This is a genomic window from Nocardia salmonicida (assembly GCF_036142455.1).
In the GTDB taxonomy this organism is placed as follows: Bacteria; Actinomycetota; Actinomycetes; order Mycobacteriales; family Mycobacteriaceae; genus Nocardia; species Nocardia salmonicida.
This window is the reverse complement of sequence record NZ_CP108014.1, coordinates 6,142,741-6,164,202: the sequence shown is the minus strand read 5'-3', so window position 1 is coordinate 6,164,202 and position 21,462 is coordinate 6,142,741. Positions and strand designations below refer to the sequence as shown.

The window sequence follows — 21,462 nt, the reverse complement described above, 5'->3', positions numbered from 1 at the left end:
ACTCACCTCAGTGGCCGCAACTGGTCTGACCACTTGACCTCTTACCATCGAAGGCGCATTATCGGGGTATGGCATGGACTCCCGTGGTGAAGCGCTCGGTTTCCGGTGATGTGTTCGAGCAGATCGCCGCCGAAGTGCTGGGTGGGGAGTTGGCGGCGGGGAGCACGTTGCCGAGTGAGCGGCAGTTGGCCGAGGCGTTGGGAGTTTCACGACCCGCGGTGCGGGAGGCGTTGCAGCGGCTGGCCGCGGCCGGGCTGGTTGCCGTTCGGCAAGGCGAGGCGACGACTGTGCTCGACTATCGGCGCAGCGCTGGGCTGGAGGTGCTGCCGCGACTGTTGCTTCGGGGGAATTCCATCGATCCCGCGGTCGCACGCAGCATTCTCGAGGCGCGGCTGCACAACGGACCGAAGATCGCCGAGCTCGCCGCCGCGCGGGTTCGATCGCGAGGTGCGACCGATCCGCGGATCGGGGGCGAATTGGCGGTGTTGCGCGAATCCGTCGATTCCCTTGTCGCCGAATCCGATCCCCTTACCCAGCAGCTGATCGCCCTCGAATTCTGGGACCATATCCTCGATCTGGCCGATTCGATCGCCTTCCGGCTGATGTATTCCATGCTGCGCGCCGCCTACGAACCCGCCTTGGCCGCGCTGGCGCCGATCATGTCCGCCGAGGTGGGCAATGCCGACGCCTATCGAGACCTGGCCGCCGCGATCGCCGCGGGCGAGCCGGAACGGGCCGCCGATTCCGCCCGAGCACTGCTCGAGCCGGCGACCACCGCCCTGATCCATGCCCTCGACGTGGCGTGAATTACCCGAGGAATGATATGACCGAGCACCGTCCGACAACGACGTCGCACGACAACGCCGACGAAACCCGTGCGACCGAACGCCGCCGAACTCCCGACCGCGGCTCGCCGCGTGCGATCCGGCGCAGTATGCCCCTGAGCGAGGCAGCCCGCGAATTCCTTCGGCATCCGTCACCCTGGATGATCGCCGCGGTCTTCGTGGTCGCGGTGACCACTCGCGTCGCCATCGGCGACTGGCAGCTCACCGACGCTCTCGTCCCCGTGCTGATCCTGGCCGCGTTCCCGGTGATCGAATGGGTCATCCATGTCACCGTGTTGCACTGGCGCCCGAGACATCTCGGCCCCCTGACCATCGACAGCGAACTGGCCCGCAAACACCGCGAGCACCACGTCGATCCGCGCGACATCCCGCTGATCTTCATCCCGCCGAAGTCTCTGCTGCTCACGATCGTCGCCCTGGTCGCGATCGCCCTACTCGCCTTCCCCCGCACCGGCCTCGGCCTCACCTTCCTGCTCACCATCACCACCCTCGGCCTGCTCTACGAGTGGACGCACTACCTGATCCACACCGACTACAAGCCGAAACATGCCCTCTACCGGGCAATTTGGCGCAATCACCGCCACCACCACTACAAGAACGAGCACTACTGGTTCACCGTGACCACCTCCGGCACCGCCGACCGCCTCCTCGGCACGGCCCCCGACCCGGCCACGACACCGACTTCCCCCACGGCGCGCAACCTCCACGCCGACTAGGTCCGAGGCACCACCTCGGGACAGCACTCAGACCCGGCTCGCACCACTACGCGAGCCGGGTTTTTGCTTGACAGGTAAATACCCTAGGGGGGTATGGTACCGAGCACGAGAAGCACTCCGCTCGAAAGGACGAAAGTCGTGACTACGCAATCGCAATCCACCCGGAAGCGGTGGGCGCTGGCGGTGATCGCCGCCGCGCAGTTCATGGTCATCATGGACACCTCGATCATCGGGATCGCACTGCCGAAGATGCAGGCCGAACTCGGATTCACGCCGGGCAATCTGACGTGGGTGTTCAACGCCTACGTGGTCGCCTTCGGCGGTCTACTGCTGCTCGGCGGCAGGCTCTCCGACCTGCTCGGCGCTCGCCGGGTGTTCGCCGCGGGGTGGGTGGTGCTCGGTGTCGGGTCCGTAATCGCCGGTGCGGCAAGCAATGTCGGCGTCGAGTTGGCGGGTCGGGCGATTCAAGGTGGTGGCGCGGCACTGATCGCACCGTCGGCGCTCACGCTGCTGATGATGCTGTTCGGCGGCTCGCCGCAGGAGCTCACCAAGGCGCTCGCGGTGTATGGCGCGGCCGCGCCCGCCGGTGGTACGGCGGGGGTGTTTCTCGGTGGCGTGATCACCGAATACATCAGCTGGCCTTGGGTTTTCTACATCAATATTCCGATCGCGGTGCTCGCGTTGATCGCTGTGCCGCTGCTGATGCCCGCTGCCCCGGCGCGCAAGGGATCTCTGGATATCGCTGGATCCGTCACTGTGACAACCGGCTTGGCCACCGCCGTCTATGCGATCGTGCAGGCACCGGAGGTCGGTTGGGCTTCGGGTGAGACCTGGGGCGTGCTGGTGCTGGCCGCTGCGCTGCTGGCCGGCTTCGTCGTGATCCAGTCCCGGCGCGGTGAACCGCTCATGCGGCTGAGCATCTTCCGCGCACCGAACCTGGCCGCCGCTAACTTCGCCCAGTTGGCGCTGGCCGCCGCGTGGGTACCGATGTGGTTCTTCCTCAACCTGTACCTACAGCAGGTACTCGGCTACAGCGCGTTCCCGTCGGGTGCGGCACTGCTGCCGATGACCACGCTGATCATGCTCGGCATGGTGGTTCTCGCGCCGAAGGCGATGCAGCGTTTCGGCGCGAAGCCGATGATCGTCACCGGCCTGATCATGCTCGGCCTCGGCCTCGGGGTGATGTCGCTGGTGCGACCGACCGGCAATTTCTGGGTCGACGTGCTGCCCGCCTCACTGATAGCCGCGGGGGGTATGTCGCTGGCCTTCATCCCCTCGCTCGGCACCGCCATCTCGGCGGCGCGTCCCGAGGAAGGCGGACTGGCCTCGGGCATCGTCAACGTCAGCTACCAGGTGGGTTCGGCGCTCGGCCTGGCCGCGATGACGGCGGTGGCCGCCGCGTTCGGCGCGAGCAAGCTCGGCGACACCTCGGCGCTGACCGACGGCTATTCCGCGGCCTTCCTCGGGGCGGGCGTGCTCGCCCTGGCAGGCGCGGGCATCACCGCGGCGACCATGCGGACCCCGGCCGCGGACAAGGCCGACGCGACTGTTGACAAAATACCCTAGGGGGGTATGGTAAAAACTAACCGACTCGCAGACTGAACGGATACGGAGCATCCCGATGAACGCAACAGGCAAGTTCGCCGGATTCGCCCTCGGCCTCGCGGCGGTCTTCGGGATCGCTCTGGCCGTCGGCGCCCTGGTCGGTCCGGAACCTTCCGAACCGGCCGGGCACGGCGAGCACGCGAGCGCGGCGGCGCCGTCTGCCGATCTGCCGGGCGGACTACTCGCCACCGATCAGGGCTACACACTCGCCTTGGACAAGCCCGACACCACCACCGCACCGCAGTCGCCGACGAGTTTTCGCATCCTCGACGCGAACGGCGTGCCGGTCACGAAGTACGTGAACAGCCACGACAAGGACCTGCACCTGATCGTGGTCCGGCGCGACATGGCGGGTTTCCAGCATGTCCACCCCGTCCTCGATCCGGCCGGGACCTGGACTGTTCCGCTGAACCTCAGTCGGGGCGGTGACTACCGGGTCTACGCCGATTTCACCCCAGTGGGCGGGTCGAACCTGACGCTCGGCGCCGATCTGCGCGTGGCAGGCAACTACGACGTGCAGGCACTCCCCGCCCCGGCCGCCACCGCGCAGGTCGGCGAGTACACGGTCGCGCTGAACGGCGCGGTCACGCCGGGTACCGCGTCGGAGGTGACGCTCACGGTCAGCCGCAACGGCACCCCGGTCACCGACCTCCAGCCCTACCTCGGCGCCTACGGCCACCTGGTCGCGCTCCGGGCCGCCGACCTCGCCTACCTGCACGTTCACCCCGAAGGCTCACCCGGCGACGGAGTCACCCCCGCCGGGCCCGGCATCGATTTCGTGGTGAACGCGCCGAGCGCGGGCGATTACCGCCTGTTCCTCGACTTCCAGCACCAGGGCGTGGTGCGCACCGCCGAGTTCACGGTGCGGGTCGCCACGCCGAACGCCGCCGGTGCGAGCAACCCCGCCCCGACCAGCGCACCCGCCGACCTCGGCATACCCGGCCACGGCCACTGACCCCACCTGTTCTACCCGCGACCTCTCAGCAAGAATTGCTATCAGGAACGAAGGAGCATCCCATGACCACCGTGACGCACCCACCGGGCACCGGCCAGGTAGAACTGGTGATCGGTGGCATGACCTGCGCTTCCTGCGCGAACCGGATCGAGAAGAAGCTCAACAAGCTCGACGGGGTCACCGCCACGGTCAACTACGCGACCGAGAAGGCGCGCGTCGACTTCACCGGTGACGTTTCCCCCGAGGAGCTGATCTCCACCGTCGAGCAGGCCGGGTACACCGCGGCGCTCCCCACGCCGAAGAAGCCCGAGACCGAACCGACGCCCGTTGCCGAAGCAGACCCGACGGCCTCGCTGCGCACCCGGCTGATCGTGTCGGCGCTGCTCACCGTCCCGGTGATCGCGATGGCGATGATCCCGGCGTTGCAGTTCACCAACTGGCAGTGGCTGTCGCTGACGCTGGCCGCGCCGGTCGTGATCTGGGGCGCGCTCCCCTTCCACAAGGCCGCGTGGACCAACCTTAAGCACGGCACCGCCACCATGGACACGCTGGTGTCGATGGGTACGCTCGCCGCGTTCGGCTGGTCGCTGTACGCGCTGTTCTGGGGCACGGCGGGCACGCCGGGGATGAAGCACCCGTTCGAACTCACCATCGCGCGGATGGACGGCACCGGCAGCATCTACCTCGAAGCGGCGGCGGGTGTGACCACGTTCATCCTGGCCGGGCGGTATTTCGAGGCGCGGTCGAAGCGACGGGCGGGCGCGGCGCTGCGGGCCTTGCTCGAGCTCGGAGCGAAGGACGTCGCGGTTCTTCGCGGCGGAGTCGAGACGCGAATTCCGGTGGAGCAGCTGGCCGTCGGCGACGAGTTCATCGTGCGGCCGGGCGAGAAGATCGCCACCGACGGTGTGATCACCGAGGGCACGTCGGCGGTCGACGCGTCCATGCTGACCGGTGAGTCGGTGCCGGTGGAGGTCGGCGTCGACGACGGCGTCACCGGCGCCACCGTGAACGTCGGCGGCCGACTCGTAGTGCGCGCCACCAGGATCGGCGCCGACACCCAGCTCGCCCAGATGGCACAGCTCGTCGAAGACGCGCAGATCGGCAAGGCGCAGGCACAGCGGCTGGCCGACAAGATCTCCGGCATCTTCGTTCCGATCGTCATCGCGCTCGCCGTCGCCACCCTCGGATTCTGGCTCGGTACAGGCGGTTCCATCGCCGCCGCCTTCACCGCGGGCGTGGCGGTACTGATCATCGCCTGCCCCTGCGCCCTCGGCCTGGCCACGCCGACCGCGCTGATGGTGGGCACCGGACGCGGCGCGCAGCTCGGCATCCTGATCAAGGGACCCGAGGTGCTGGAATCGACCCGCAAGGTCGACACCATCGTGCTGGACAAGACCGGCACCGTCACCACCGGCAAGATGACCCTGCTCGACGTGATCCCCGCCGACGGCGAACTGGGCAGCAAGGTACTCGAACTCGCTGGTGCACTGGAGGATTCGTCCGAGCACCCGATCGCTCAGGCGATCGCCAAGGGCGCGCGGGAGGAGTTCGGCACGCTGCTGCCGGTGGAGGGCTTCGCCAATGCCGAAGGGCTCGGCGTGCAGGGCGTGGTCGACGGGCACGCGGTGATCGTCGGCCGGGCGCGACTGCTGGCCGACTGGTCGCAGCCGCTCGACGAGAAGTTGGAAACCGCACTGGCGCAAGCGGAATCGGCGGGCAGGACCGCGGTGGCCATCGGCTGGGACGGCAAAGCGCGCGGCGTGCTCGTTGTCGCCGACGCGGTGAAACCGACCTCGGCGCAGGCCATCGCCCAGTTCCGCGAGCTCGGTCTGACGCCGATCCTGCTCACCGGCGACAATGCCCGCGCGGCCCGCACCATCGGCGACGAAGTCGGCATCGACGAGGTCATCGCCGAGGTACTGCCGCAGGACAAGGTGAACACCGTCAAGCGGCTGCAGGCTGAAGGCAAGGTCGTCGCCATGGTCGGTGACGGCGTCAACGACGCTGCCGCCCTGGCCCAGGCCGACCTCGGCCTGTCGATGGGCACCGGCGCCGATGTCGCCATCGAGGCCAGCGACCTCACCCTCGTCCGCGGCGACCTCCGCGCCGCCGCCGACGCGATCCGCCTGTCGCGGCGCACCCTCGCCACGATCAAGGGCAACCTGTTCTGGGCCTTCGCCTACAACGTGGCCGCCATCCCGCTGGCCATGGCGGGCCTGCTCAACCCGATGCTGGCCGGCGCGGCCATGGCGTTCAGCTCGGTCTTCGTGGTGAGCAACAGCCTGCGTCTGCGCCGGTTCGAGTCGACCGCACAGTAGGGCAATGACCAGGATCAGAACAGGTATTGCCGGTCGGCCGAGATGAAGAAGCCGTGGCCGCCGACGTCGCAGCGGACGCCCTGTTCGGTGGAGGTGCAGGCGGCGCCGCGGACGATGATGGTGTCGCCGTAGTTCAGGGTTCTGCCGCCACCCTTGTCGGTGCCGTCCACCGGTTCGCCGACGAAGACGCCCTGGCTGGTGCACAGGAATTCCGCTGTGCCGCCGTACACATGGGCGGCGACCTTGCGGGCCGGGGAATTGTCGCAGGTGGGGAGTTCGGGCGGGATCACGCGCGTATCGGCCAGCTGGCAGCCGACGCCGAGCGTGCCCTCCTCGACGAAGCCGCACAGGATATTGCCGGTGGGCGACTGGAAGTAGAAGTTGTCGCGCTGCTGGTAGTCGCGGGCGTCGACGGTGGCGGCGTCGCGGGAGGGCAGGTCGGTCGGGGCGGCATTGCCGGGCGCAACGGTCGGTTCTGTGCCGGTCGCGGCGGTCTGGGATGTGGACGAGTCGGTGGGCCGCGTGGCGGAATCCTGGTTGTCGCAGGCGGTGAGACCTCCCGCCAGTGCCACCAGCGCGGCCACCACGATGACTGATCTCATGAACTCTCCCCCTCGATGTCCTCGGTGACCTTTCGAAGGAAGAATCGAGAGCGGGAGCGAATTCGTTTCCTTCGCTCATGGAACCGTGACCCACTAGGTGAGCCCGTGACCACAGCTCAGCACGTCTGGTACGCCGCGTACGGCTCCAATATGCATGCCGCGCGCTTCGACTTCTACCGCTGCGGCGGCACGCCACCGGAGACCACGCACACCTATCCGGGGTTCCGCGATCCCACTCCACCCACGGCCGTCACCGCCCTCACGCTGCGCGGCAGCTTGTATTTCGCCTGGCAGAGCCCGGTCTGGACCGGCGGCGTCGCCTTCTACGCCGACCTGCCCACCGTGGATCGGCCGACCGCTGCCCGAGGGTATCTGCTCACGGTCGATCAGTTCGCCGATCTTCAAGCTCAGGAGATGTACCGCGAACCCGGCGCCGACTTCGACCTGGCGCGGGTGCTCGCCGATGGCGCGGTGCGTCTCGGGCCGGGTCGCTACGAGACCGTGCTGCACGCGGGCACGAGAGACGGTGTGCCCATTCTTACCTTCACCGCGCCATGGAATCCGGAAACTGTTGCACCGCAACGACCGTCGGCCCGGTACCTCACCATGATCGGCGCGGGCCTGCGCGAGTCACACGGTTGGGACACCGATCGCATCGTCGAGTATCTGCGGGTATGCCCGGGGGTCGTCGGGCGGTGGCGCGATGACGATGTGCGGGTCCTGCTCAGCGACTGACGAGGGCATTCCGCCGAGCGGGCATCAAGAGGACAATCGAACCGGGGAGGCCGACCGTGCGGGAGCTAGTGCATGGAGTGGTTCACGGCGCCCGAGTACTGGCAGGGCAGGCTGATCTTCCAGCGTGGCCTGGCGGTGGTCTACGCGCTCGCGTTCCTCGGCGCCGCGCTGCAGTTCCGCGCGCTGCTCGGCGAGCGGGGGATGCTGCCCGTGCCTCGCTACCTGGCTCGGACCCCGTTCCGCCGGTCACCGAGCCTGTTCCACCTGCACTACTCCGACCGGTTCTATGCCGTCCTGGCCTGGACGGGAGCGGTGCTGGCGGCGGCCATCGCGGCAGGAGTCGCGGATCTGGTGCCGCTATGGGCGTCGATGGCGCTGTGGTTCGCGCTGTGGGCGCTGTATCTGTCGATCGTCAATGTCGGGCAGGCCTGGTACTCGTTCGGCTGGGAAACGCTGCTGCTCGAGGCGGGTTTTCTGGCGATCTTTCTCGGCAACGACACCGTCGCGCCGCCCCTGCTGGTGCTGTTGGCCGCGCGCTGGCTGCTGTTCCGGGTGGAGTTCGGGGCCGGACTGATCAAGATGCGCGGCGATCGGTGCTGGCGTGACCTGACCTGCCTGTACTACCACCACGAGACCCAGCCGATGCCCGGCCCGCTGAGCTGGTTCTTCCACCATCTGCCCCGGCCGCTGCACCGGGTGGAGGTGGCGGCCAATCATGTCGCCCAGCTGATCGTGCCCTTCGGGCTGTTCGCGCCGCAGCCGGTGGCGAGCGTCGCGGCGGGCATCATCATCGTCACGCAGTCGTGGCTGGTGATCTCGGGCAATTTCGCCTGGCTGAACTGGGTGACCCTGCTCCTGGCGACGACCGCTGTCAGCGCGTACCCGGTGCTGCCGGACGCGCAGGCGGTGGCCGAGCCGCCCCGATGGTTCCTCGGCGCTGTCCTCGCTTTCGTCGCGACGGTCGTCGTGCTGAGTTTCTGGCCGGTGCGCAACCTGTTGTCCGCGCGGCAGGCGATGAATGCCTCTTTCGAACCGTTGCACCTGGTCAACACCTATGGCGCGTTCGGCAGTATCACCCGGGTACGTCAGGAGATCGTGCTGGAGGGCACCGACGCCACACATCTGGAGCCGGACACGGTGTGGCGCGAATACGAGTTCAAGGGCAAACCAGGTGCCCTGCGGTCTCGCCCGCGCCAATGGGCGCCGTATCACCTGCGACTGGACTGGCTGATGTGGTTCGCCGCGCTGTCCCCCTCCTACGCGCGCTCGTGGGCGCTGCCGCTGGTCATCCGGCTGCTCGACAACGACCCCGACACCCTGCGCCTGCTGCGGCACTGCCCCTTCCCCGACACACCGCCGCGCTACCTGCGCGCCCGACTGTACGAGTACCACTTCAGTACGCCCGCCGAACTGTTCCGCGAGCGGATCTGGTGGCGCCGAACACTGATCGGCGAGTTCCTGCCGCCGCTCAATCGCGAGCGCCTCGAACAGCGCCGACAATGAGAAAAGCCCGGCACGATGGCCGGGCTTTTCGTTGAGCGGATGACGAGATTCGAACTCGCGACCCTCACCTTGGCAAGGTGATGCGCTACCACTGCGCCACATCCGCGTGCCTTCCGAAGCCGATCCGGCGACCGCCGGTGACTTCGTCGTGCGAAAAGGAACTCTAGCGCGAAACTCCCGAACTACGAAATCCGGGCTCACCCACCCGGCTCGGGTAGCTGTGGGATCTGGTGCCGACGAGGCTCGTTAAGCGCGCGCCAAGCAATCGAAAGACATTGTGCGGGAGGGTTTTCACAACAACGGGAGGATCACCATGAAAGTCTCCGCACTACTCGCCACGCCCCTCGTGGCCGTGGCGCTATCAGCCGTCGGCGCGGGCTCGGCACAGGCTGATGACTTCGTCGGCACCGACAACTACGCGGCAACCGACTACCCGCAGTCGTGCCTGATCGTGCAGAACCACATCGGCGACACCCTCACCGTCCGGATGGACTACCCCACCGGGTACAGCCACTGGGAGATCGACCCCGAACAGGTCACTTGGCTCGACTGGGGCGACTCCCCGGTGACCTCGCCGAGCGGCCACTGGCAGCTGCGTGTGTACCCACCTGTGCAGGCCTCCTGGGTCTTCGACACCGGTGCCACGCGCGGCGGGAGCTGCAACGGGTCGTGGATCTTCACCGCGAGTTGACCGATGCCCGTTCTGCGCAGGATATCGGTGCGGGGAAAGGCTTTTCGACAGCAGCAATCGCTGCGGGAATAGTGGGAGGAACAGCATGAAGACTCTGGGGATGATTGCGGCGGGCGTTGCGGTGACGGCGGTGGCCGTGTTGGGGGCCGGGCCCGCGCACGCCGACTTCACCGATCCGGTGGAGTACACCGACAGTGGGGAGAACGTGGAGGACGATGGTTTCGGGGAGTACGCGGTCAGCCGGACCGAACCGGGGTCGTGTCTGGTGGTGCAGAACCACACGGGCGGGCGGGTGACGGTGCGGTTGAACTACCCGACCAGCGGGGGAAAGTGGCAGTTCGACCATGACCAGGTCGGTGTGCTGACGCGCAACGGCAAGCTGGTGACCTCGCCGTCCGGGAATTGGAATGTGCGCACCAACCCGCCGATCAGGTTCAACTGGGTCTACGACGGCAATATGAACGCCCGCAGGGGGTGCAACGGGTCGTGGGTGCTGACGATGAACTGAGCCGATGGGTCCGGTGCGCCGCCACGCGCCGGACCCGTCTGCCTGGTCAGCGGGGGGTTGCCGCGGCGCGGTCGATGAAGGCGGCGCGGTGGTCGGCGGCCCAGGTGGCGTAGCTGCGGGGTGGGCGGCCGAGGACGCGTTCGACGTCGTCGGTGATCAGTTCGTTGTGGCCGCCGCGGATGAAGGCTTGGCCGGTCAGTGCGCCGTCCACGAAGGCGGGCGGAAGGCCCGCGTCGACCATGAAGGCGCGGGCGTCGGCTTCGGCGATATCGGTGACGGCGATCGGGCGGTCGATGATCTCGGCGAGGACGGCGGCCTGGTCGCGGCCGGTGTGCAGGGTGGGGCCGGTCAGGGTGTAGGTGCGGCCGTGGTGGTCGTTGGAGCGCAGCGCCGCTGCGGCGACCGCCGAGACATCGCGCGGGTCGACTACGGCCTGTCTGCCCTCGCCGGTGAGGTTCGGGACGGGGTGACCGTTGCTGAGCGGTTCGATCCAGCTGAACGTATTCGAGGCGAAAGTGTTGGGGCGCAGGATCGTCCACTCCAGACCCGAGTCGCGCACGGCCTGCTCCCCCGGCACATGCCAGGAGCCCGGCACGCCCAACCGTGGATCGCCGGTGCCGACGGCGGACAGCTTCACCACGCGCCGCACACCGGCCTCGCGCGCGGCAGCCACCAGTGCGGCATCGGTGCCGGTGTCGTCCGGGCCGGGGATCCCGACGAGAAACGCGGCCTCGATACCCCGCATGGCCGGCCCGAACGTTGTCGGGTCGCGGTAATCGACCCGAACCACCTCGACCCCGGCGGGGAACTCGGTCCGCTTCGGGTCGCGGGTCGCCGCCCGGACGGCGACGCCCTCGGCTACCAACTGTCGAACGATGTCGCTTCCGATGGTGCCTGTCGCACCGGTGATCAGGATCATGGAATGAGCATGGCCGCCGGGCTACCTGCGAATATAGGAGAAATCGGCACGGACACGGCGGCTCGCGCCACCTACAGTCGATCAGGTGGAGTATCTGACCTCGGCGCACATCGAGACCCCCGTGACGACACCGGAATCGTTGCGCCCCTGGCTCACCGAACTCACCAGCACGCCGATGTTCGACGATCTCGCTCAGCCGTTCACGCATCCTCCCGCGGCGACGACCACGGTGGTGCTGCGCACCGAACAATCCGGCCGCAGTAGGGCATTCGTCGTCGGCGCGCAGACGAAGGCGTCCTACTCGCGACCCGATGAGCCAGCCGGTTGCGTGCGGCTGCGGTTGGAACCGGGTGTCACACGTCAGCTCCTCGGCGTCGCCGCCACCGAACTGACCGACCGCGTCCTTCGCCTCGACGAATTGCCCGGTCCGCTGGGTGGTTTCGCACCGGAGCTGACAGAGCTGCCGACCGAGCAGGCGATCAGCTACCTGGAAGACCAACTGCCGCAGCATGTCTCGGAATCACCTACCGAACGCGCGCACCGGATCGTGCTACGCGAGGCGATCTCCGCGCTCACCGCCGACAATGCCCCCGCACTTGCCGAACTCACCGCCCAGCTGGCCGTCAGCGAACGCCAGCTGCGCAACCTGTTCACAGCGGGAATCGGCCTGTCCCCCAAGCATTTCGCCCGCATCCAACGCCTGCGCCGCGTGCTCGCCTTCGCGGGCAACACCCCGTGGTCGCACCTGGCCACCGACACCGGCTACTACGACCAATCCCACCTCACCGCCGACTTCCGCACCCTGATGGGCGTCCCACCCGCCGCCTACCTGCGCGGCAAGCTCCCCACACCGACCCGCTGCCAGATGCCACGCTGAGTGGTTCGCGATCACGGCGCGGGAGTGCGCACCACGCGGATCGTCGGCGGATGCCGCAGGCTCTGGCCGACCACGCAGTAGCGCTCGGTGAGTTCGGCGAGCTTGGCCAGAGCAGTGTCGTCGACCGCTTCCGAGGTGGTGACGGTGATCGTCACGGCGATCGGCGAAACCCCGACTTCAGCGGTGCGATCGATGCCGAGGGTGCCGGTGGCGTCGAACGAGCCTGTCGCCTCGACATCGGCCCCGGTGAGCGGCAGGCCCATCGCGGTGGCGACGCTGCGGCACGTCACCCCGGCGCAGGCCGCCACCGCTTCGAGCAGCATGTCGCCCGAGCAGGCATCGGTGCCGTCACCGCCGGTGGCGCGGTGCAGGCCCGCGCGGACCGGGCCCGCGAAGGTCCGCACCGTGCAGGTGATGCCGGGGTCGGTGAACGAGCCCGCACCGCGCAGCGCGGTGACCGCGGCGGCCGGGTCTTCCCGGTAGCGCTGTTTCACCGGAGCTTGCAGGGCCTTCAACTCCGCCGCGGTGGTCATCTATCGAGCGTATGCCCGCGCGAGGGCGAACGTCAGCCTTCGTTCTCCTGCGTTTTCTCGGCCTTGCGGGCGAAACGTTCAGCCGCTTCGGCGTCGTCGAGCGCGGTTGCCTCTTCGAGGGTCGGGGCACTGCCGCCGAGCCGTTTCGGGACCCAGTAGGCGCCGGGCTCGTGTTCGTAGGATTCCTGCAGGTCGGCGAGCATTTCCTGCATGGTGGAGCGGAGTTGTGCGGTGAGGTCGGCGACGGGTTCGTAAGGCTGGATGGGGGCGCCGACCGCGATCGAGATGGGGGTGTTGGTGCGGCCGAGTCGCTTCGGGAAGCCCTTGGTCCACACGCGTTGGGCGCCCCAGATGGTGATCGGGATGATCGGCACCTCGGCTTCCAGCGCCATACGGGCCGCGCCGGATTTGAATTCCTTGATCTCGAAGCTACGGCTGATCGTGGCCTCCGGGTAGACGCCGACGAGCTCGCCGTCGCGCAGGTACTGCACCGCCGACTGGTAGGAGTCGGCGCCCGCGGTGCGGTCGACCGGAATGTGCTTGAGGGTGCGCATGATCGGGCCGGAGATGCTGTTGTCGAACACCTCTTGCTTGGCCATGAACCTGATGTAGCGACGCGGAGTGCGCACGGGCAGACCCGCGTAGGTGAAGTCCATGTAGCCGGTGTGGTTGACCGCGAGCACGGCACCGCCGGTAGCGGGGATGTTCTCCGCTCCCTTGACGGTGAACTTCAGACCTTCGAGGAAGAACAGTGTTCGGGCCACGCCGATGATCGAGAAGTAGAGGGGTTCCACAATTACGCAAGCGTAGTCGTAGATCTTCCCGTCGGCAGGGGTGCGTTCGGTGGGCCCGATCACCGTAGAATCGCGGCGTTCGCCCGCGCAGCCAATCCGCTTCGCGCACACCGGTCTACACCCGGCGAGTCCGCTCGCCCCGACAGTCACCGCCCGCATCGCACGCGGGTGCCACGGCCTAGGAATTGAGGAACGTCGAAGTGGAACGCGCTCAATCGACCCCGATCGCTACGACTCGCCGCGCCTACGCGCTGGTCGCCGGACTCGCCGTGGCGGCCCTGGTCACCGGATGCGACTCGGTATCGGGCATCCCGGGCGATCCGGTCGAGGCGACCACTACCGCGTCCACCACGTCAGCCGTGCCGACGACCACGGCGACCCAGGCCATCGCACCCGGCGAACCGGCGCCGAACAGTCCACTCCCCGCCGATGCACCGCAGGTCGGCACCGTCGCCGGCCATGCCGATGCCGTCACCGCCGTGCGCCGCTGGGCGGCCGACCTACAAAACGGCACGGTGAAGGAGCTCCAGGACAACTGCTGGACCATTCCCCCGGCCACCGTCGCCAAGATGTACGCCGACCCACAGTCGGTGCTGGCCGCGCTCGCCGCACCGGGCATCGCGACCGCCGACACCGTGACCTGGCGTAACCGCACCACCACCGTCACCGTCGACCGTGAGTCCGTCGCGTCCGGCTATGCCTGCGGCAGGGTGTCGGCGGCGGGCGTCGAGCCCGGTTACGACGACGCGGACGCGCGCCACACCGTTCGCCGCTATCTAGCTCGCGCCACCGGCAAACCGCTCGACGCGGCCGACATCGAAGCAGACCATCCACTGACCTGCAAGGCCTCTCCCGCCAATTGGGATCCCGAGGGCACCGGCAACCCCACAGCAGCCCCCTTGACAGGCGACTCGGGCAAAGTAGGCAATGTCACCTCCTTCACCGGCGAGGAGCTACGATCCGACCAGGTTCGTGGCGACTACCTGGCAGTTCACGTCCCTGTGACCACCTCTCCCGGAGGCACGCGGACACGCACTTTCACCGTTGTCGCGACCGCTGAGGGCTATTGCATCGGTGACGTAACGATTTAGCCACTACCCTGGTTGGCTGGTACGCCGAAGCAATCAGGGGGCCTGAGGCGGTAGCTCGCCATTGATCCGGCGAATCAGATCCTGGTAGGAGGAAACAGCTCGTGCAGATCACCAGCGTCGGACATGCCGGCTTCCATATCCGAACCGAGGCCGGGACGATCCTGTGCGATCCCTGGGTCAACCCCGCGTACTTCGCGTCGTGGTTTCCGTTCCCGGACAACTCTCAGCTCGACTGGGAGTCCCTCGGCGATGTCGACTATCTCTACGTCTCGCACCTGCACCGCGACCACTTCGACGCCGCGCACCTGGCGAAGTACGTGAACAAGGACGCGACGATCCTGCTGCCCGACTACCCGGTGCTCGACCTGCGCCGTGAGCTCGAGGCGCTCGGGTTCACCAAGTTCTTCGAGACCGAGGACTCGGTCAAGCACACGATCACCGGGCCGAAGGGCTCCGTCGACATCATGATCGTGGCGTTGCGCGCGCCCGCCGACGGCCCGATCGGCGACTCCGGCATTCTCATCTCCGACGGTGAGACCACCTGTTTCAACATGAACGACGCCCGTCCGGTGGATATGGACGTCATCCACGACGCGTTCGGCGACATCGACATCCACCTGCTGCAGTACTCGGGCGCGATCTGGTACCCGGCGGTGTACGACATCCCGGCTCGGACCAAGGCCAATTTCGGCAAGCAGAAGCGTCAGCGCGGGATGGATCGCGCGCGCTCCTACATCGAGCAGGTCGGCGCGACCTGGGTGGTGCCGTCGGCCGGTCCGCCGGTGTTCCTCGACTCCGAGCTGCGCTATCTCAACGACGATCGCGGCGACGAAGGCAACATCTTCCCCGATCAGATCGTCTTCCTCGATCAGATGAGCATCCACGGCAACCCGGGCGGGATCCTGATGATCCCCGGTTCGGTCGCCGATGTGCGCGGCAAGGAACTCGACCTCGCGCACCCGTTCGACCCGGATCGGATCTACGGCGACAAGGCCGCCTACATCGAGGAGATGGCGCAGCGTTTCGCGCCGGTGCTGGCCGCGGAGAAGGCGACGTGGGAGACCGGCGAGGGTTCGCTGCTCGAGCCGCTGCGTGAGCTGTTCGAACCGATCATGAAGCAGAGCGCGCTGATCAGCGACGGCATCGGCTACCCCGTCGGCCTGGTGATCGGCGAGGAGACCGTCGTTCTGGACTTCCCGCACCGCACCGTGCGCGCACCGCTGGAAGGCGAGGGTCGCTACCGCTACGGCTTCCGTATCGCCCCGGAACTGGTGCGCACCGTGCTGCGCGACAACGAGCCGGACTGGGTGAACACGATCTTCCTGTCCACCCGCTTCCAGGCGTGGCGCATCGGCGGCTACAACGAGTTCCTCTACACCTTCTTCAAGTGCCTCACCGACGAGCGGATCGCCTACGCCGACGGCTGGTTCTCCGAGGCGCACGACGACTCCGCCGTCACCGAACTCGACGGCTGGGAAGTCCAGCGCCGCTGCCCCCACCTCAAGGCCGACCTGTCCAAATTCGGTGTGGTGGAAGGCAACAACCTCACCTGCAACCTGCACGGCTGGCAGTGGGACCTGGAGTCGGGACGCTGCAAGACCTCCAAGGGCCACGAACTGCGCTCGCGCAAGCTCTGAACCTTGAACCGGGGACGGCCGCCGAGGTAGCTTGAGTTCGGGGACCGAGCACGATGAAGGGCACAGTCGATGCCGATATTCATGGTGGAGCGGCACTTCGCGCAACAGCTGGAGATCGCCCCGGAGACGGCCGCGGAGATCAACCGGATCAATGACGAGGCCGGGGTGCGCTGGCTCAGCTCCTTCCTGTCCTCGGACAAACGCAAGACGTTCTGTCTCTACGAGGCGGACAACGTCGACGCGATCCGCGCCGCGGCGGTCCGCGCGGGAATCCCCGCCGACGCGATCATGGAACTGTCCGGCACGATCACACCGGACGGCACTTTCGCGTCGATGTAGCTAGAGCAGCCCGTGCTCGGTGGCGAAGATCGCGGCCCTGGTGCGATTGGGTGCCGCGGTCTTGATCAGAATGCTGCGCACGTGGTTGGCGGCGGTATTGGCGCTGATGAACAGCCGTTCGCCGATCTCCCGGTTGGACAGGCCATCGGCGACGAGGCGGAGTACGTCGATCTCGCGATCGGTCAGTCCGTTCGGCAACGGCATGTGGTCGGCATGCGGCGCCGGGTCGGCGTCGAGATCGCGCAGGATGCGGCGGTGACCGATCCGCCGTGCCAGCGCGCGTGCCTCAGTGGCGAGGTCGGCCGCGGAAGGGCCTGCCACGGCGTCGGGGGTACGGAGCCGGTGCCTACTCCAGGCCGCCAGCGTTTCGGTCTGGTGGGTCACCGCGCCCATCCGCCGGTCCATCGCCAGGGCTCGCTCGAAGTTCTGGTCCGCGGTCTGCGCGCCGAGCACGGAGTCGAGCTCGGCGAGATAGCGATCCGCACTGCCGAACACCGCGACGCTCGCGCCTGCCATCAGGTTGGCCCCGGCGTATTCGGCCAGCAACGGTCGCAACGTCACCGCCGCCACGGTGTCGTCGAGCCGGACCGCCGCCTCGGTCGCGAAAGCCAGTACCCCGGCCCATTGCGCGCCCGAACGGTAATCGTCGAGCCTGGCGCACAGGTGGATCAGCAGGCGGGCGGCGGACGGCCACATCTCCAGCTCGGTGTACAGGGCGAGCAGGCCCGGCAACCAGTGGTCGTCGAAGCTCTCTGCGCCGGTGATGAGCGGGCGGACCTGTTCCAGGCCGCCGGTGACCCGCCGGAGCATGAATTGCTGTACGCCCCACGAGCCTTCGGTGGCGCCGCCGAACTCGTGGGTGAACTGGTCGTCGAGCCACTCGATGATGCGCTCGGTGCCCGCGAAGTCGCCGACCGCGTACCGGTGCGCGCAGCGAGAGCAACCAGCGACATAGCGGAAGAACGGCTGCCCGCGTGCGAGCGCCAGCTCGGTCAGATCACGCTGGGCGCTGCTCCAGGCGGGCTCGTCGCCGAGCAGGTAGGCGAACAGCGCCCGGTGGAAGGCGGCGGGACCGCGGTGGTCGTCGTCGCCCAGGCGCGCGCCGATCTCGTTGAGCTCGACCGCTCTGGCCAGCAGCTCAGGCGCCAGGTCCGGGCGCAGGCCCTGCCACAGTGTCGTACTCAACGCGTGCGCGAGCAGTTCCTCGTCGCCCAGAGCCCTGGCGCGCGTCAGCGCGTCCTCGCCGATCTGTCGAGCCTGCTGGGAATCGCCGGTGAACGCGGCGGCCCGCCCCATACTCGCGCCGGCGCGCACCGACAGCGGATCGTCACGGTCCAGGTCGGCGGCGGCGAGCGCCTCGCGCAGCAGTGCCAGCGAACGCTGACCATTCGCGGAGGGACGCCACGACGCGTCCTCGTGCCCGATCGCGGCCGCCAGCCGAACGCGGGGGTCCTCGTCGGCGGACAGATCTTCGTAAAGCCTTCTAGCCGTGGCGAAGTCACCACCGTGCATGTGGCAGCGCGCCGCCGCCGAAAGAAGCTCGACCCGCGTCGGGCCCTGCGCGACCCGCACCTGCGCGGCGCGCTCGTACAGCACCGCGGCCTCGCGGTGGGCGATACCTCGCTCGGCCTGGTGCGCGGCGAGCACGAGATAGTGCACTGCTTTGTCCGCGTACCCGCCGGCGCGGGCACGGAAATAATGGTGAGCGAGTGCGACGACGAGAGCTGGATCCCGCGCTTCGATCGCCCGCGCGACCCCGGCGTGCGCCGCCGTTAGATCGCTCGATGACATTCGGTCGAGCACGGCCTGGCGAGCCAGGGCGTGCGCGAAGCGGTACTCACCGTCGGTGTCCGCGACGAGAAGTCCGGCGCGCACACCGAAGTCGATCCCCGCGAGGACTTCGGCCGAACCGAGCACGTCGGCCAAGAGCGCGGGGTCGACGGCGTCGCCTGCCACCGCGGCCAGCTCGATCACTCGCGCGTGGTCGACATCGACCACCGCGAGCCTGCGGGCGAGCGCGTCCTGGACCGAACGCGGCGCGGCGACGCCGGAACGAACCGCGGCGAGGCCGCCGCGATTCGCCAGGTCGTGCCAGTATTCCTGGAGGAAGAACGGATTCCCGCCGGTGTGGTCGCGCAGTACCGGCGCGGCCGATCTCGCCGAGCCGGGCGACACCCCGGCCGCCCGGACGAGGTATTCGGCCACGTCCTCGGTACTCAGGCCGACCAGGTCCATCCGGGCGACGCCGTCGAGGCGGTGCAGATCGGCGAGGGCGAAGCTGACCGCGTCGGTGAGATCAGGGGCGGTGGTCCGGCGGGTGGCCAGTACCAGTAGTCGCTCACCTGCCGTCGACTCGACCAGATGGGTGAGCATCGCCAGGGTCGGTTCCTGGGCCCAGTGCAGATCCTCGAGAACCAGCACCAGCGGGCGTCGCTCGGCGGTCGCCAGCAATACCCGCAACACGGCGTCGAACAGGGCGGGCCGCGAGTCCGGCCCGCCGGGAATCGGTTCCGCGGTCGGCCAGTACCGCGACACGCTCGCGGTGAGGCGTCGCAGCGGGGCCGCCGCCGTGGGCGCGATGTCGGTCAAGACCTCCGGCGGCAACTGCTCGAGTGCTTGTTCGAGGATCGCGACGAAGGGCCGGTAGGCGATGTCGAGATCTTCGCGGCACGCACCCCACAGCACCGTGGCGTGGGGACGCAACGCGGCGGCGGCCTCGGCGACCAATCTCGTCTTACCGACGCCGGGTTCCCCACCTACGAAGACGACCTGGCGCCGGTCGCTCTCGACGGCCGCCCAGACGGCTTCGAGCCGCTCGACTTCCGCATGCCGACCGACGAAGTCGGTGCCGCTGCTCGGCGAAGCCGATTCCGTCACCTGTCGACCATAGCCGGATTCTATGACCAGCGAATAGTCCGATCTGACCCCCTCACCAACGCGCCGATTCGGTCAGATCAGGTCAGGTGCGCGCAACCGGTTCTTCGTACCGTCAGAAGAACCACAGCGCCCGCCGAAGGAGCACACCATGGCAACGCCGATCGAGGATCTGCCCATCGAGGTCGCCAAGGGCGAGATGGAAACCCGGTATATCGAGTTGGGTGACATGGCTGTCCGGCACGCCCGAGTGCCTGCCGGGACCGACTTCGGTCCGGTGCTGCGGGGCCTGCCCGATGACCGTTGTCCCTCTCCGCACTGGGGAATCGTGCTCGAGGGGTCGCTGCGGCTGGAGCACGCCGACGGCACGGTGGAGACCGCGAGCGCGGGCGAGGTCTACTACTGGCCCGCCGGGCACACCGCGACCTCGGCCGACGGAGCCGTTTTCCTCGAGGTCGGCCACGTGGCGCCGATGCGCCAGTTCCACGAACACGCACTGCGCTTGTTCAGCTGACCGATCCGACCCGTCCAGGGAGCGAAAATGAACGGCACACCCGTACTGACCATGCTCGAAGCGGTCCGCGGCGAGGTGATCACCGCGCAGTCGCCTGTCTACGACGAGGCTCGCTCGGTGTACAACGCGATGATCGACCGCCGACCCCTCGCGGTGGTCCGCGCGGTCGACGTCACCGACGTGCGCGTCACCGTCGATGCCGCCCGCGAGGGCGGACTCGACCTCGCCATCCGCGCAGGCGCCCACAGCGTGCCGGGGTTCGGCACCGTCGACGACGGCATCGTCTTGGACCTCAGCGCGATGAAGGGCATCCGCATCGACCCGGAGCAGCGAACGGCCCGCGTACAGGGCGGCTGCGACTGGGGCGACTTCGACCATGCCGCGCACTCCTTCGGGCTCGCTACCACCGGCGGCATCATCTCGACCACCGGCGTCACCGGCCTGACCCTCGGCGGCGGCATCGGCTACCTTGCCCGCGCCTACGGTCTGTCCATCGACAACCTCCGGTCCGCCGATGTGGTGCTGGCCGACGGATCCTTCGTGACCGCGAACGCGACCGAGCACCCCGATCTGTACTGGGCGCTGCGTGGCGGCGGCGGCAACTTCGGTGTGGTCACCGAAATGGAGTTCGACCTGCACCCGGTGGACACGATCTACGGCGGACCCATGTTCTTCGAGCTCGACGTCGCCGAAGAACTGTTGCGGACCTACCGCGACTGGATCGCCGCGGCACCACGCGCGATGGGCGCCTTTCCCGGCTTCCAGATCGCGCCGCCGCTGCCGTTCATCCCCCCGGAACGCGTCGGCGAGCCGTTCGTACTCCTGGTGTCCTGCTTCAACGGCGCCGACGAAGAGGCCGAAGCACTGCTCGCGGACTTGCGGGCGGTCGCGGCACCGGTGGCCGAACACGTCGGCAGAATGCCCTACCCGGCCCTCAACAGCGCCTTCGACGGTCTGTTGCCCCCTGGCCTGCAGCACTACTGGAAAGCGGCGTTCCAACCCGAACTCACCGACGGCGCCCTCGCCACCCACCTCGAGTTCGGCCCGCGCGTGCCCGCGGTGCAGTCCACCATGCACCTCTACTCGATCGACGGCGCCGTGCAGGATGTCGCGGTGGACGACACCGCGTTCGCGTACCGCACCGCGAATTTCGCCCCGGTGATCGCTGGTATGTGGCCCGATCCGGCCGACAACGAAGTCAACATCAAGTGGGTGCGCGACTACCACTCCGCGCTAGAGCCCCACACCGCCGACGGCGGCTACATCAACTTCATGGCCTCCGACGACCAGGGCCGCATCCGCGCCAACTACGGCCCCAACTTCGACCGTCTGGCCGGCGTCAAGAAGACCTACGACCCGACCAACCTGTTCCACCTGAACCAGAACATCGCACCGGCGCAGTAGTC

At 68.0% G+C, this 21,462-nt stretch carries 20 protein-coding genes and 1 tRNA gene; 15 read left to right on the top strand and 6 right to left on the bottom strand.

The genetic code is table 11. The features are described from left to right. Positions 1–68: 68 nt before the first annotated feature. The 5 genes from OHS03_RS28850 (at position 69) to OHS03_RS28830 (ending at position 6,439) form a co-directional block, all read left to right on the top strand. Positions 69–806 carry a FadR/GntR family transcriptional regulator gene (locus OHS03_RS28850; protein ID WP_328658397.1) on the top strand — a complete coding sequence of 246 codons (738 nt, stop codon included), beginning with the start codon at positions 69–71 and terminating at the stop codon, positions 804–806. Positions 807–934: 128 nt separating this feature from the next. Further along, on the top strand, positions 935–1,561 hold the full coding sequence (locus tag OHS03_RS28845; protein ID WP_328664457.1) for a sterol desaturase family protein: 627 nt from the start codon (positions 935–937) through the stop codon (positions 1,559–1,561). Positions 1,562–1,699: 138 nt separating this feature from the next. Continuing rightward, entirely contained in the window at positions 1,700–3,127 is a 1,428-nt protein-coding gene (locus OHS03_RS28840; protein ID WP_328658395.1) for an MFS transporter, read from the top strand. Positions 3,128–3,182: 55 nt separating this feature from the next. Beyond that, positions 3,183–4,121 carry a DUF8832 domain-containing protein gene (locus tag OHS03_RS28835; RefSeq protein ID WP_328658393.1) on the top strand — a complete coding sequence of 313 codons (939 nt, stop codon included), beginning with the start codon at positions 3,183–3,185 and terminating at the stop codon, positions 4,119–4,121. A gap of 62 nt (positions 4,122–4,183) precedes the next feature. After that, positions 4,184–6,439, top strand: a complete 2,256-nt coding sequence (locus OHS03_RS28830; protein WP_328658391.1) for a heavy metal translocating P-type ATPase — start codon at positions 4,184–4,186, stop codon at positions 6,437–6,439. Between the two features lie 14 nt (positions 6,440–6,453). On the opposite strand, the gene OHS03_RS28825 is transcribed toward OHS03_RS28830, so the two are convergent. After that, the gene (locus OHS03_RS28825) at positions 6,454–7,041 is read right to left on the bottom strand and encodes a DUF6636 domain-containing protein (RefSeq protein ID WP_328658389.1); all 588 of its coding nucleotides are present in this window, start codon (positions 7,039–7,041) and stop codon (positions 6,454–6,456) included. Positions 7,042–7,146: 105 nt separating this feature from the next. Here OHS03_RS28825 and OHS03_RS28820 point away from each other — a divergent pair, with 105 nt between their 5' ends. Further along, complete coding sequence (locus OHS03_RS28820) at positions 7,147–7,776, top strand: histone deacetylase (protein WP_328658387.1); 630 nt, start codon at positions 7,147–7,149, stop codon at positions 7,774–7,776. Positions 7,777–7,848: 72 nt separating this feature from the next. Next, positions 7,849–9,279: a lipase maturation factor family protein gene (locus tag OHS03_RS28815; RefSeq protein WP_328658385.1), complete on the top strand. Its 1,431-nt coding sequence runs from the start codon at positions 7,849–7,851 to the stop codon at positions 9,277–9,279. A gap of 34 nt (positions 9,280–9,313) precedes the next feature. Here OHS03_RS28815 and OHS03_RS28810 read toward each other — a convergent pair. Next, positions 9,314–9,385, bottom strand: a tRNA-Gly gene (locus OHS03_RS28810). Positions 9,386–9,592: 207 nt separating this feature from the next. Here OHS03_RS28810 and OHS03_RS28805 point away from each other — a divergent pair. Together OHS03_RS28805 and OHS03_RS28800 are read left to right on the top strand one after the other, a co-directional pair. After that, the gene (locus OHS03_RS28805; protein ID WP_328658383.1) at positions 9,593–9,970 is read left to right on the top strand and encodes a hypothetical protein; all 378 of its coding nucleotides are present in this window, start codon (positions 9,593–9,595) and stop codon (positions 9,968–9,970) included. An 85-nt stretch (positions 9,971–10,055) separates the two neighbouring features. After that, positions 10,056–10,478: a hypothetical protein gene (locus OHS03_RS28800; RefSeq protein WP_328658381.1), complete on the top strand. Its 423-nt coding sequence runs from the start codon at positions 10,056–10,058 to the stop codon at positions 10,476–10,478. 46 nt (positions 10,479–10,524) lie between these two features. On the opposite strand, the gene OHS03_RS28795 is transcribed toward OHS03_RS28800, so the two are convergent. Next, complete coding sequence (locus tag OHS03_RS28795; RefSeq protein WP_328658379.1) at positions 10,525–11,397, bottom strand: NAD(P)H-binding protein; 873 nt, start codon at positions 11,395–11,397, stop codon at positions 10,525–10,527. A gap of 85 nt (positions 11,398–11,482) precedes the next feature. Here OHS03_RS28795 and OHS03_RS28790 point away from each other — a divergent pair, with 85 nt between their 5' ends. Continuing rightward, entirely contained in the window at positions 11,483–12,274 is a 792-nt protein-coding gene (locus tag OHS03_RS28790; RefSeq protein WP_328658377.1) for an AraC family transcriptional regulator, read from the top strand. A gap of 11 nt (positions 12,275–12,285) precedes the next feature. Here the strand turns inward: OHS03_RS28790 and OHS03_RS28785 are convergent, their stop codons facing one another. Both OHS03_RS28785 and OHS03_RS28780 read right to left on the bottom strand, forming a co-directional pair. Next, positions 12,286–12,807 (bottom strand): OsmC family protein, encoded by a 522-nt coding sequence (locus OHS03_RS28785; RefSeq protein WP_328658375.1) that lies wholly within the window; start codon positions 12,805–12,807, stop codon positions 12,286–12,288. Positions 12,808–12,839: 32 nt separating this feature from the next. Continuing rightward, positions 12,840–13,601, bottom strand: a complete 762-nt coding sequence (locus OHS03_RS28780) for a lysophospholipid acyltransferase family protein (protein ID WP_328664455.1) — start codon at positions 13,599–13,601, stop codon at positions 12,840–12,842. A 200-nt stretch (positions 13,602–13,801) separates the two neighbouring features. On the opposite strand from OHS03_RS28780, the gene OHS03_RS28775 reads away from it, so the two are divergent. The 3 genes from OHS03_RS28775 (at position 13,802) to OHS03_RS28765 (ending at position 16,668) form a co-directional block, all read left to right on the top strand. After that, positions 13,802–14,692 carry a hypothetical protein gene (locus OHS03_RS28775; RefSeq protein WP_328658373.1) on the top strand — a complete coding sequence of 297 codons (891 nt, stop codon included), beginning with the start codon at positions 13,802–13,804 and terminating at the stop codon, positions 14,690–14,692. Between the two features lie 101 nt (positions 14,693–14,793). Continuing rightward, positions 14,794–16,329 carry a Rieske 2Fe-2S domain-containing protein gene (locus tag OHS03_RS28770; RefSeq protein WP_328658372.1) on the top strand — a complete coding sequence of 512 codons (1,536 nt, stop codon included), beginning with the start codon at positions 14,794–14,796 and terminating at the stop codon, positions 16,327–16,329. Between the two features lie 69 nt (positions 16,330–16,398). Beyond that, entirely contained in the window at positions 16,399–16,668 is a 270-nt protein-coding gene (locus OHS03_RS28765; RefSeq protein ID WP_328658370.1) for a DUF4242 domain-containing protein, read from the top strand. Here the strand turns inward: OHS03_RS28765 and OHS03_RS28760 are convergent, their stop codons facing one another. Beyond that, positions 16,669–19,545, bottom strand: coding sequence for an ATP-binding protein (locus OHS03_RS28760; protein WP_328658368.1), 2,877 nt, complete (start codon positions 19,543–19,545; stop codon positions 16,669–16,671). It lies immediately after the preceding gene. Positions 19,546–19,693: 148 nt separating this feature from the next. Between OHS03_RS28760 and OHS03_RS28755 the strand changes: the two genes are divergently transcribed. Together OHS03_RS28755 and OHS03_RS28750 are read left to right on the top strand one after the other, a co-directional pair. Then, positions 19,694–20,056: a cupin domain-containing protein gene (locus tag OHS03_RS28755; RefSeq protein ID WP_328658367.1), complete on the top strand. Its 363-nt coding sequence runs from the start codon at positions 19,694–19,696 to the stop codon at positions 20,054–20,056. A 27-nt stretch (positions 20,057–20,083) separates the two neighbouring features. Beyond that, entirely contained in the window at positions 20,084–21,460 is a 1,377-nt protein-coding gene (locus OHS03_RS28750) for an FAD-binding oxidoreductase (RefSeq protein WP_328658365.1), read from the top strand. Positions 21,461–21,462: the final 2 nt, after the last annotated feature.